An 11,879-nucleotide genomic window follows, 5' to 3' on the forward strand; every position below is an offset into this window, starting at 1 on the left:
TCCCCTCAGCCCTGCATCAGCAGGCTGATTTCCAGCGCCACGATGGCGACGCCGCCGGCGATCTCGCTGCGCACCAGACGGCGCCGTGCCTGGGCGTCGTCGCCCTCGCGCGCCAGGAGCCGGCGGCGCATCCACATCCATCCGCAGGCCGTCGCGCCGTACAAGCACAGCCGCCATACCAGGAAGTAGCCCGACGCGGCCGCCAGCCACTGCTCCCAGCCGGCCACGCTGCCGACGAGATAGATGCCGACGATGTTGGCGCCCACGGCAGCGGCAACGAGTACCGCCGTCCACAGCAGCGTCTTCGCCGCGCGCCGGCTGAACAGCCAGCGCGGCCGCAGCCAACTGGAACTCACCGGGGTCATGGGTTGCCTCCCGGATTGCCCCTCTGGAGCCGGTCGAGGCGGTCGGGAACCGGATCGCCCTCGTAGATGCCGCGCGAGCCCGCCGCACGCGTGCCGTGGCGCTGGATGATGGCCATCGGCGAGTTGTTCGCCAACTCGCGCCGCAACTCCAGTTCGGTCTTGAGGTTGCGGATCTCCTGGTCGAGCGTGTCGCTCTCGTGGTTCACCGCATCGACCGCCAACTGGTTCGCCGCCACGTTGGGTTCCTTCTTCCCGGTCAACAGGGTCCGCTGGAGCAGCAATGCCTTCTCCAAGACGGACGACAGTGCGACCTCCGACGCCAGGCGGCGTGCCAGCAGGTCCTGATCCGGTTCGTCGCGCAGCGCCTCGATGACGCCGCGCGTGATGGGCAGCGACGCGCTGCCGGCCGCGCGCAGGTTCTCGAACGTGGTGTTGCGCGTCCCCGAGATCAGCTCCTGAAGGGCTTCCAGCTTCGTCTCGTATTCCTCCTGGATCAGCGGCGTCAGCCCGACCCCGGGCACCGTCTCGGTCTTTGTGCAGGAATCGCAGGTGCGCTGCTCCTGTTCCCCGAGCACCCGCGTCGCCCATTCAACCGCTTGCTGGGGCGACGTCCAGGTCTGGCAGGACAGGCTTGCGCAACTGGCTGGCGCGATGGACGACGTGTCCGTCACGCCGCGGCCGTTGACAAGGTTGTAGCCGGCGCGGGTCACGTCACCGACCACCCGGATCGCACGCTGGCCCGCGCCGCCGGCATTGCTGCCGCCCACCCAGGGCACGCCGTCGTTGCCGCGCCGCGTCTCGGCCTGTTCGATCGCCGACACGGCGTCAGTGCTCGACACCGCGTCGCGCAGCGCCATGCCCTCAGCCATCTGGCTCCAGCCCAACTGGCCACCTGCCATGTCGGCCATCTTCTCGGCCATGGCGCGGCACGCCAGCTTGGAGCGGTCGAAGTCCAGCCGTGCCTGCAGCACGCCATTGGTGAGCAGGTTGTAGAGGCCGGGATCGGCCCGCTGGATGATCAGTGCGGGAAGCGACGCCACGGCGCTTGTGGCGCTCTGGATCACGTTGCTCATGATCTGCTGAAAGCCGTTGGTGATGCCGTTGAGCTGGTTGCGCAACGTCGTCTGGATGCTCATGTCGCCGCAGATCAGGTTGCTGTTCCAGCCAACGCCGACACCGATCGAGCGCATGCCGGCCGCACGCCCCATCGACACCGCGCTGCCGCCGCCGATCGAATACATCACCTCGTCGCCGAGGATGGGGCCGCTGGTCTGGAATCCAGCCTGCGCCCATGCGAGGCCGCAGCCCAAGGTGAGCGCCCCGGCCAGCGCTGTCGGACGCAGCAGACGACGAGCTTGGGCGGGGAGGTTCATCAGTTCTGGACGTTTCATTGCCGTACCCTCAATAGAAATCGACGCTGCCGAGGAACACCTGGCCGCGGCGTTCGCAGCACGCATAGGGCCGCCACAACGCCCAGGCGTAGTCGCCTTGTTGGGCCTGTGTCAGGAAGCCGCTGCGTGGGAAGACCGTGCAGGAGGAAGACAGGACGGGCGTGAGTTCCTGCCACTTGCCTGTCGAGGCATCGCCTTCCATCAGCGCGCCGGCCGGCCAGTAGCCGGGCCGCGAGTTGGCGAGCAGCGGCTGATAGACGTGGATCTGCCCGCGGCGCGTGACGACATCACCCGCACGCTGGGCGACGACTGCACCGGCCTTGTGGTCGTCGGTCTGGTGCAGGAAGCCGCCACGCGGATACACATTGCCCCAGAGGTTCATCGTGGTACGTGCGCCGACCTCGCGCAGCCCCGGAATCAGCGCTTCCGGGTAGGCCATCTCGGGCACGTTGTAGCGCCAGGCCAGCGTGTCCAAGGTGCTGAGCAAGTACGGCATGAACGCCGTACCCGCGCCCTCGCAGAAGTAGCCCGACGATGAGACAAACTGGTTGAACACCTCGACACCAGGGTGGCCGATCACGTCGGCGTTCTTGAACTTGGCGAGGTTGTTTTCGTGGTCCTCGTTCGTCGTCCCGTCGCCGCCCGCCTGGGCAGACGGGTTGGGCGTGCTCATCGCCCGGACTTCGACCCAGGGGTTTTCGCCGGTGTTCGAGTACGACGACACCACCGCATCGGGGATGTAGTGGCGCACCTTGATGGATGTGCGCACCGTGCAGCCGGTCCAGGTGCAGTAGAGCCAGTAGCAGATGCCGACGACGCGGTATTCGAGGCAGTCGGGCGACGCCACCGAGCCGACGATGGTGGCGGTGTTGAGGGCGTAGCTGCCGGTGGCACTGAGCAGCAGCACGGACGCCACGCCAGCGCGCAGGCGGCGCATCAGGTCGAATGCTCGGATCATGGCTGAGGCCTCCGGTGCTGTTCGATGCGCGCGACGGCGCGGGCCACGTCCGGCTCGCCATAGACCACGTAGCGCTGGTCCACCACGACGGCCGGGAGGCTGGTGATGCCCAGGCTCCAAGCGTCTGTGACGCCCTGGTACGCGGAAGCGAGGCGGCGCTGGAGGTCGGTGCCGCCGCTGGACAGCCGGCGCTTGACGATGGCCGTCGCCTGCTCGGGGTCGTTGGGCAGCTCCGCTGAAAGCTCCGCTTCAATCCGGTGGGGCTCGTCCAGCTCGATCAGCCGCTCGCCACCCATGGTCTTGAACGGGTGGCGGCTGTCGGTGACGACCACCACGTCTGCGGCGAAGGCGGCCGGGCTGAAAACGGCCAGCGCGGCCGGCAGCGCAACGGCCAGGCCGAGAGTTCGCCAGCCTGACGCGAACCTGGAAAGAGATGCTGGCATGTCGCGCGCCCTTGAAGTTGATCAGAGCAGTAGTCAAACGCGAAGCCGATGCGGCCCCAACAAACAATGCGCATCGCGCACCGCCCGCATACCTGCTTGTCTCGCGCCCATGAAAAAGCGGAGGCCGAAGCCTCCGCGTGGATCAAGGAGCCGATGCCGTTGCTACAGCAGGCCGGATTCCGCGAACGAGTACGGCGTGCCTTGGCCGACGATGAGGTGATCCAGCACCCTCACGTCGATCAGCGACAACGCAGCCCTCAGCGTTTGGGTCAACGCGCGGTCCGCGCTTGACGGCTCCGTGCAGCCCGAAGGGTGTTGGTGCGAAAGAATGACCGCGGCGGCGTTCAGTTCCAAGGCGCGCTGCAGGATCGGGCGCGCATGCACCGTGGTCGAATGGACCGTGCCCTTGAACATCGGTTCGTAGGCCAGCACTTCGTGCATGCTGTTGAGGAACACGATGGCGAAGACTTCGTTGGGCTCGGCTGCCAGCTTCAGGTTCAAGTAGTCCTTGACGGCGGCGGGCCGTTCGAGGGATGGCCCCTTCTTGAAGACACGCTGCTCCAGCAGCGCGATGGCTTGCCGGATGATCCAGTCATCGGATTGGGACGCTGGTGCAAAACGTGGCTCCACGCAGGAGTCATTGGCGACGAGAGACATGGGCAAACCTCCAGAATGTGAACGGAGGGCGCCCCCCCTGGGAGGGCAAGCCCTCCTGGGGATGGAAATAGCGGAACAAGGTGCATCCACCACCGCGCAGCGGTGATTGTCCGCAGCCAGGATGCGAAGCGAACGGGTCGCGGTCAGCGTGGCAAGCCGCGCCGTAGCCTCCAAGACCGAGGGCTACCTGGGCATGTCGCCGACAGCGTCGGCAGGCATTTCGGATGTGGGGGTGGCGGGCGAGGCCGCCACGTCACTGGTCGGGTCCTCGGCTGCCAGCATGTCCATGGCCGAGAGCAAGGCATCGCCCTCGATCGGCCCCTGCAGCAGGATGGCCTGACCCGTCTGGCGATCGAGCAGCCGCAGCGACGGCGTGGCGTTCACGCCGCTCTTGGTGGCTTCCGCGGCCTGGGCGCGGATGAGCGCATCGGCCCGCTCGCTCGCCAGGCACTGCTCGACGGCCGGCGTCGATTCGGGGTAGCGCAGGCCATCGGGCAGGCCCTGGCCATCGCTGCGCGTGTGGGCATAGACCCACTCGACGGCTTGCCAGAACGCGGCATGTCCGCCCGCTTCGGCGGCGCACTCGACCAGGCGCGCCTCGGCCGACGCGGCGGGCTCGTGCGCGGCCAGCGGCTGGTGGTGCCATTGCAGTGCCACGTCGGTGTTGTTGCCGACCCAGCGCTTGAGCTGCGGGAAGTACTCCCGGCAGAACGGACATTCCAGGTCGGCATAAAGCGTCAGCGTGAAGCGGCCTTCGGCGTTGCCCATCTGCCAGGGCGGCCCGGCGACCTGGGCCGTGCTGACCGGCGTGGACGGCTGCGGCGAGGATTCGTCGGGCGACCGGGACACGCCCCAGATCAGCAGCAGCGCGACCAGTGCAGCGGCCAAGGCCCAAGGCCAGCGGGGCCGCACGTGGCGGCGACGGAACGCTTGGACCTGCATCGGGATGGAAGGACGTTTCTGCTCCATGGCACTCTCCGGCTTACGACAGTTCCAAGGCCGGCGACTCGATGCCGCGCGCTTGGTCGATCCTCTCGGCGACCCGGAAGGCGGCTTCGAGTTCGGTGCAGCCGTACTGCTGCATGAGCTGGTATCGCTCGGCCTTCTCTTCGGGTTCGGTCTGCGCGAGCGCGAGGTACAGGCTCGGCGGCACGGCGCGGAACAGCACTTCCATGCTCTTGGAGAGGATGACGCCCTCGGTGAATTTCCCCGCTTCTTTGCGTGCCGACAGCATCAGCGCCTTCTGCGCGGGCGAAAGTTCGCGGAACCGCGCGATCTTCTCGACCTCATCGGGGGGCATGCTGAGACAGATCCACCACTCGATCATGTTGAGCATGGGCTCTGCAGCGCGCGGCAGATCGTCGATATTTTGTGTAGCCAGCCAGTACCAGGCCCCGAGCTTGCGCCACATTTTTGTGATCTTGACCACGTAGGGCGCAAGCAATGGATTTTTGGTGATGATGTGTCCTTCGTCTGTGACGTTGACGATAGGCCGGCCCAGGTACTGGTCTCGTTCGGCGATGTTGTTCACCGTGCTGATCAGGCTGATGTATGCGATGGAGAGCTGCGCGTTGTAGCCCTCCCGCGCGTAGGTCGCCAGATCGACCAGGGTGATGTCTGCCTCGGGCCACGGAGAGCCATCGCGGTCGAACATCTCGCCGTCGGTGCCTTGGCAGAACATGTCCATCGCGTCCGCCATCTCCATCAGCCGCACGCGGCGCATCTCGGGTAGCGTCGGGTCCTGGCCCCGAGCGCGCAGCGCGTTGCGCACGTCGCGCGTGAGCACCGTGCGCTTCTCGGCCACGCAGTGCTCGGCGGCGTCGAGGATGCACTGGCGGATCAGCGAGCGGTCTGCGCGCGTCATCCGGGCTTCTTCCTTGTCCTCGCCTCCGGTGATCATCAGCCGTGCCGTGATCTCCAGTTCGCCGAGCACGTCGCGCTGCTCGTCCGCCTCCATGGCCGAAGCATCCGGCGGCAGGTCCTCGTCCAGCGCATCGGCATCGAGGGTCTGCACGTCGCTCGGCGTTTCGATCAGCCGGCGCGCATCGGCGAATGGCGCGAGGCTGATGCCCGAGCCAGGAGCCAGCTTGACGCGGTTCACGGTCAGGCCCAGGCGCCGGGCGAAGTCTGCGAACAGGCCGAAGGAGTTCCCGGCCTCCACGATGAACAGCCGCGGCCGGTAGATGGCCGTGACCTGGTTCAAGAGGTTGTTGAGGGTCGCTGACTTGCCCGAGCCGGTAGGGCCGAACAGGAACAGATGGGCGTTCATCTGCCGGTCCAGGCGGTTGAGCGGGTCGAAGGTGATCGGCCCGCCACCGCGATTGAACATCGTGATGCCGGGGTGCCCCGTGCCCTGGGCACGGCCCCACACCGGCGCCAGGTTCGCCGCGTGCTGGGCAAACATCAGTTGGGTGTACCACTTGCGCCGGTCCTGGCCGGGGTTGTAGCAGCACGGCAGCCAGCGCAGGTAGCTGTTGAGCGGCGCCACCTCGTCGTCCTCGCGCACCGGCTGCAAGCCGGCGTTGAGCATCACGTTCGCCAGGTCCAGGCCGCGCCGGTCTAGCTCGGCTTCGTCACGCCCCCGCAAGTAGAACGCCAGCGTCCCGCGGTAGAGCTTGTGCGCGCTGCCGATCAGCGAGCGAGCTTCCTGCACGTCCTTGAGCGTCTGTTCCGACGCCAGCGTCTCGCCCACGGCCTTCTTCGCCAGGTGGTTGAGATCCGCTTCCAGCACATCCTGCGGCGTGGCGACCATGGTAAGACACATCAAGGTGTCTTCTGGCATCTGGTCGAACAGCGTGTTGATGGCATCGCCTTTGCGGGTCTCACCGGTCAGGTGTCCGGTGCCAGGCGGCATGCGCAAACGGTCGGTGATCAGAACCCGGTGCGGCATGCCGTCGAAGTACCAGGTGCCGTGCGCCACGTCGGAGCGCGGCTGGCCGAAGAACAGGCGTTGGCTGAAATCCCGCCCGCTCGCCAGCTCGATTTCGCCGTCCTCGGCCTCGTCGGGGTAGCGCGCCAGCGCGTAGAAGCGCTCCCGGTCCTCTGCACTCGGCCCGAGCATCGCGGGGCGCGGATTGAACCAGCGCAGCAGCCAGTCGTGGACGTCGGCTGCGACCATGCGCCGTGCCTGGATGCCGGCGTTCGCCAGGCCGCCGCACAGGCGGTCGCAAACGATGTTCAGCATCTGCTCGGGCGTCTGGCCGCGGCGGCTTGCCTGCCCGGTGGCACGGCGATAGATCACCATGCGCACCCGCCGCGTCTGGCCGCGCCAGCGCAGCCGCGTGACCACCGTGTCCTCGAACAGGCCGCCCGGCTTGGCGACCGCGCGCAGGTGGTGGCCGAAGAAGCGCAGGTAGAACTCGGTGAACGCGGTATCGCGGGCGCGCGGCTGCACGTAGTCGCGCAGGGTCTGCATGTACTGGTCGAAGCTGGGCTCGTCCTGGGCGTAGAGCTGGAGCACCCAGGGGTTTTCGTCCAGCTCATCGAATGAGTCCTGGAGCGCGTTCTCCAAGGCGTCGCGGGCATGCGCGAGCCAGCCGGGTTCCCGGCCCTCGGTGCCCAGCGGCACCAGCTCGTAGAAGGCAGCGACCGACTGCCCATCCTCCAGCAGCATGGACTTCGACTGCGGCAGGAACTCCACCCAAGGCAGCAGTTCCGCGAACGACGGTGCGACGTCGTACAGCGCCTGCTCGTCGGCTACCGTCGCCGGCCTGCGGCCCTGGACCGCTGCACCGGGTTCGGGGACGCCGGCCTGGCGCAAGGCCTCGACGTGGCGCTGCCAGCCGTCCGGCTTCTCTTCGTCGCCGGTGCCGGATGCGGCCAGCTTCGGCCAGGGAAGTTTCCAGCGCATCAATAGTCCTCCAGCCGTTCACCGGGCATGGCGTACTGCACGCGCTGGTACAGCGGGAAGACCGTCGTGTAGCCCGGAACCGGCACGGGGTCCGTGCCCGCCAGGTGCGGGTACACGTACATGACGAGATCGGGATTGGGCAGGCGCTGGAACTGGCGATAGACCTCGCTCTGCGCCGTGCGCGTGTAGCGCATCTGCTCGGCGGGCGCGGCCTGCACATTGGCGTCGGTCAGCGGCCGGCGCAGGCTCTGGCGCGCGTCGAGCAACTGCCGGCGGGCGACCTGGCCGGTGCCACTGCCGCCGCCACCCGTTTCCTGCTGCCAGACGTCCATCATGGTGCGGTCGCTATGGGTCAGCAGCTCTTCCTTGCTGGTGGCGCAGCCGCCGAGCACGACGACGGCGAGGGCCAGCGCGAGGCCCTTAATCGAGTTCGAGCGCATGGCTTTCTCCTGCACGGTGATCGACGCGCCTGCCTTCGGGGTCGTGATCGATGGCGAGCGGCTTTTCGAGGTGGACGGCGACCTTGGCGCCAGGCTGCACATACACGGCGGCGAAGGCCTGGCCATAGAGCTTGTTGACCCAGGCCGACATGTCCCGCACGCCGCCCGCGAGGATCTGGCCGACTGCTTCCTGGCCGCTGATGCCCACGGTGCCGATGGCGCCGTCCGGGCCGACGTAGGACATGCGGCCGCTGTCGCTTTCGATGAGCGAGGCCACGCCGGCGCCGGCCGCGGTGATCAGGGCCTGGGAGCCGAGGTACTGCTGGGCGTTGCTGCGCCGCTCGCCGCTGACGCAGGGGATGCCGTGCGGGTCGCTGATCCAGCCCAGGCCGTCGCGCTGCTGGTTGTTCTGCTGATTGCCTTCGCGGTCTTCGGGGATCGTGCGGATCGTGCCGTCGTGGAAGACGAAGGTGATGCTCCGCACCTGACCGCGCACGCATGAAAGCGTCCAGTCGCCCGAGGCGGTTCCGCTGAACACGGCACCGGCCACGTCGGGAATGTCGATGCCATTGGCCGTGAGGTTGTCCGGCCCGACCAGCACCTTGAAGGGGTACGGATCGTTCACCGTCCCGTCGATCGGCACGCGGCCGATCAGCGCCGTCATCGCGACCGACCCCATCAGTGTCGAGTTGGTCGGCACGGTATAGACCGGCTTGGCGCTCTTGACGCCTGCCGTACGTGCGCCGGCGTTCGCCACGGTTTCCGCGGTGGTTTCCAGCGTGCTTTGCGCCGGGCCGAAGCTCGTCGGGAAGCTCATGCCGCTGCCCGCGCCACGACCGTTGTTGCGGCCCTCGGCCTTCTTCGCATCATCCGGTTCGACCCAGCGCATGCCGCCTTCCATGCCGGCCTCGTCGCCATCGCGCAGCCCCAGGCCCACGGGCAGATCGGCATGGCCGCCGCCGCGCCCACCGATGCTGTCCAGACGCCGCTGCAGGTCGGCGAGCAGCCCTTCGGTCTGCTGGCGCGCACTGGCCGCCTGTTCCTGGTCGCGGCGCAGGTTGGAGCGCTCGGATTCGAGGGCCGAATTGATGCGCTGATCGATGGAATTCTCGCGCTGGCGCAGCCGCTGGTTTTCCTCGCGCTGCGACTTGTTGTCGGTCAGCGCGGTCTGAAGCTCGGTGCGCAACTGCTTCACCTGGGCGACGAGCGTTGCCACGGTATCGCGGGGGGTATCGCCTTCGATGCCCAACGCCTTCATTTCCTCCGGCGTGAGCTTGGAGCCGGCATCCGCGGCGGGCGGTGCCGACGTGCTTCCGCCGGAGAACAGCCGGATGGCAACGAACAGCACCAGCAAGGCGACCGGGATCATCAGCCACTTGAGCAAGCCGTTACTGCGCATGGCGGGTCTCCTTGCCGTCGCCGGCTTCAGCTTCCGGCTGTGGCAGGTGCGCAGCCGGGTCGAAGCGGTGGATCGCCGGCAGCACTGACTGCGCCAGGCCGCGCCCGCGCGTCACCAGGTACAGGACGGTCGTGTCCTCGGGCGTCCCGCGGGGGCCGAGCGCTTCGTGCTGGAAGGTGGCGGTGAGGAAATCGCCTTGCAGAACGCGCGGGTCGAGCGTGACCCAGCCGCTGCTGCTGTTGATCAGACGCACGGCGGTGACCCACTGGTCTTCCAGACGCCACGACGCGAGCGCGACCGCGCGCACCGGCAGCGTCGGGATCAGCGTGCCGAGGTCGAGGTCGCGGCGCAGGTTCACCCGCATGACGCCGGGCAGCGGCTCCACGGTGCGCAGGGGCGCGTAGAGGTTCTGCGCAGCGAAGCGCGTCAGGACGACCGGAATCGGCGTCTCGCGCCGCGCAGCCCGAGCGACTGCCTGGCCCTGGGCGCGCGCCGGGGCCTCATCGGCACCGCCTGCCTGATCGCCATAGCGCGTCAGGGTGCTGCTGCCCTCGACGATGCGCACCGGCTCCAGCTCGGCTTCGCCGTCCTTGGGCGGCTCGGCCGCGATGTCGAGCAGGATCAGCGCGCCCGTGTCGGCGTCCTGCAATTGCAGCCGTGTGGGCTCGATCGGCTCGCTGGCCCGCAGGTACACCGCGCCACCCGCGCTCTGCACGCGCAGGCGTTCGCCCACGCCCGCAGGCACGCCCACGCGGACGTTCCGGTCGATGAACACGATGCGCTCCTGGCCGACCTTCAGCGGCACCGCCAGCGGCATGCGCTCCCAGCGCAGAATCTCCACAGCATGGGAGACGGGTGCCGCGGCCGCGGCCAGCAGCCCCAGCAGCACGAGTACAGGATGCTTCATGGGGTGTTTCCTCCTTGGGGCGCTTGCGGAGACAGGCCGCCAGGCGCCGGGCGCGTCGGCTCCGGGGCGCTGATGCGCTGGGGCGCACCGTCGTAGCAGTCCAGCGCCAGGCCGAACGGGTTGCGGGCGGGATCGACGTCCACCCGCGTGACCTTCACCGGGTAGCGCACGAGCGCGCGCTTGACCTGCTCGGCGCCGTAGTACTCGTCGGCGGTGATGTCGAGCGTCACCACCCAGTCGCGGTCAGAGACCACGCGCACGCGCGCCGTGGGGTCGTCGCCGTAGCCGCGGCCGGGGATTTCATAAATCCCGCGCACGCGCTGGCGCAGTTCGCCCGTGCTGCGGCGGTAGTCGTAGTCCGCGCGCAGGAAGGCCTGGCAGGACGGGGTGAGATACGGCGAGAGCGTATGGAGGTTGCGCGGGTAGTCCTCTTCGCCGTTCGTCGGCCAGCGATTGAGGGTCTGGAACACGTAGAACGTGAACGCATAGACCGATTCGGGCGGCACTTCCCACCACTTGCGGGTACTGCCGGAGCGCAGGTCGGGCGGGACGTGGATGGTCAGGTCGCGCGGCGCGCTCCACCATCCACCGCCCATGACTAGGGCGACGATGACAAGCGCGCCAGCACCCAGGCGAAGCGTCTTGATGTGCGCCTGCAGGTGGGTGATCTCGTTCTTGAAGCGGCTCATCGTGTCCCCCTTGAGGCAGACCTTCGGGTGGTCCAGAAGCCGGAGCGCGAGATCAGCACGTGGCCGCTCACCCAGCCCGCCATCAGCGGATGGCGCGTGGCGATGCGCCATTGCAGTTGCCGGTACAGCCAGGTGTCGGGACGCCCGCGCTTGAGCCGGCGCAGGATGCCGCCGCCGATGAAGACGCCCAGGGCCACACCCAGGACGACGAACGTCGGCGCGATGGCGATCGTGCGGAACGCCCAGGACAGCGGCGCGCCGACCAGCAGGCCGGCGGCGCCGGACAGGCCGCAGCAGATCCACAGCTCGTCGGCGGTCAGGCCGCGCACAACAACGGGATGGCGGTTGAGCCGGTGCGGAAGGAACGTGACCGTCCCGTCCGCACGGACGTGCTGCTGCTCGGACATACCGGCCTCGCCTTACAGGATGCCGGTGGCTTCGGTGAGCAACCAGATGCCGATCACGAGCAGCACGGCACCGATCGCGACGGTGAGGCCGAACTGGCCCCAGGTCTTGCGGCCGGTGTGGATTTCCGCGTAGGTCCCGTAGGCGTGGTAGCAGACGCCGATAAACATCGACGCCACGACCAGGAGCGCCACGAGCATGATGATGTCGTAGCCGTAGTTCCTGATCGTTTCCATGATGCCGTTGCCGGTGCCGCGGGTCGGGTTCTCCAACTGCGGCAAGCCTTGCGCAAACGACAGCGCGGGCAGCGCGGCGGCGCCCAGTGCCACAGCGGCGCGCTGGGCAAGACGGGAATGGAGGATGCGGTTTTGCATG

13 protein-coding genes are annotated in these 11,879 nt (G+C 68.0%); all 13 read right to left on the bottom strand.

Annotated features, from left to right (window positions below; translation table 11 throughout):
- Nucleotides 1-5 precede the first annotated feature (5 nt).
- Nucleotides 6-365: a hypothetical protein gene (locus ACVOLZ_RS04895; RefSeq protein ID WP_056930811.1), complete on the bottom strand. Its 360-nt coding sequence runs from the start codon at nt 363-365 to the stop codon at nt 6-8.
- A complete protein-coding gene (locus ACVOLZ_RS04900; protein WP_056930810.1) occupies nt 362-1,756 on the bottom strand; it encodes an integrating conjugative element protein in 1,395 nt (464 codons plus the stop codon). The genes ACVOLZ_RS04895 and ACVOLZ_RS04900 overlap by 4 nt, the downstream gene beginning before the upstream one ends.
- 10 nt (nt 1,757-1,766) lie before the next feature.
- The gene (locus ACVOLZ_RS04905; protein WP_056930809.1) at nt 1,767-2,714 is read right to left on the bottom strand and encodes a TIGR03756 family integrating conjugative element protein; all 948 of its coding nucleotides are present in this window, start codon (nt 2,712-2,714) and stop codon (nt 1,767-1,769) included.
- Nucleotides 2,711-3,157: a TIGR03757 family integrating conjugative element protein gene (locus ACVOLZ_RS04910; protein ID WP_056930808.1), complete on the bottom strand. Its 447-nt coding sequence runs from the start codon at nt 3,155-3,157 to the stop codon at nt 2,711-2,713. Before ACVOLZ_RS04910 ends, ACVOLZ_RS04905 begins: the two co-directional genes overlap by 4 nt.
- Nucleotides 3,158-3,319: 162 nt before the next feature.
- On the bottom strand, nt 3,320-3,814 hold the full coding sequence (locus ACVOLZ_RS04915) for a JAB domain-containing protein (protein WP_056930807.1): 495 nt from the start codon (nt 3,812-3,814) through the stop codon (nt 3,320-3,322).
- Between the two features lie 183 nt (nt 3,815-3,997).
- Nucleotides 3,998-4,783, bottom strand: a complete 786-nt coding sequence (locus tag ACVOLZ_RS04920) for a DsbA family protein (RefSeq protein ID WP_056930806.1) — start codon at nt 4,781-4,783, stop codon at nt 3,998-4,000.
- 13 nt (nt 4,784-4,796) lie between these two features.
- A complete protein-coding gene (locus ACVOLZ_RS04925) occupies nt 4,797-7,664 on the bottom strand; it encodes a conjugative transfer ATPase (protein ID WP_056930805.1) in 2,868 nt (955 codons plus the stop codon).
- The gene (locus tag ACVOLZ_RS04930; RefSeq protein ID WP_033999104.1) at nt 7,664-8,104 is read right to left on the bottom strand and encodes a TIGR03751 family conjugal transfer lipoprotein; all 441 of its coding nucleotides are present in this window, start codon (nt 8,102-8,104) and stop codon (nt 7,664-7,666) included. The genes ACVOLZ_RS04925 and ACVOLZ_RS04930 overlap by 1 nt, the downstream gene beginning before the upstream one ends.
- Nucleotides 8,085-9,503, bottom strand: coding sequence for a TIGR03752 family integrating conjugative element protein (locus tag ACVOLZ_RS04935; RefSeq protein ID WP_033999105.1), 1,419 nt, complete (start codon nt 9,501-9,503; stop codon nt 8,085-8,087). The genes ACVOLZ_RS04930 and ACVOLZ_RS04935 overlap by 20 nt, the downstream gene beginning before the upstream one ends.
- Nucleotides 9,493-10,410, bottom strand: a complete 918-nt coding sequence (locus ACVOLZ_RS04940; RefSeq protein ID WP_033999106.1) for a TIGR03749 family integrating conjugative element protein — start codon at nt 10,408-10,410, stop codon at nt 9,493-9,495. The genes ACVOLZ_RS04935 and ACVOLZ_RS04940 overlap by 11 nt, the downstream gene beginning before the upstream one ends.
- Entirely contained in the window at nt 10,407-11,099 is a 693-nt protein-coding gene (locus ACVOLZ_RS04945) for a PFL_4703 family integrating conjugative element protein (RefSeq protein ID WP_003821110.1), read from the bottom strand. The genes ACVOLZ_RS04940 and ACVOLZ_RS04945 overlap by 4 nt, the downstream gene beginning before the upstream one ends.
- Nucleotides 11,096-11,506 carry a TIGR03750 family conjugal transfer protein gene (locus ACVOLZ_RS04950; RefSeq protein WP_023095488.1) on the bottom strand — a complete coding sequence of 137 codons (411 nt, stop codon included), beginning with the start codon at nt 11,504-11,506 and terminating at the stop codon, nt 11,096-11,098. The genes ACVOLZ_RS04945 and ACVOLZ_RS04950 overlap by 4 nt, the downstream gene beginning before the upstream one ends.
- 12 nt (nt 11,507-11,518) lie before the next feature.
- Nucleotides 11,519-11,878 (bottom strand): TIGR03745 family integrating conjugative element membrane protein, encoded by a 360-nt coding sequence (locus ACVOLZ_RS04955; RefSeq protein WP_023095489.1) that lies wholly within the window; start codon nt 11,876-11,878, stop codon nt 11,519-11,521.
- Nucleotide 11,879: the final 1 nt, after the last annotated feature.

This window comes from Stenotrophomonas sp. STEN020 (genome assembly GCF_056760195.1).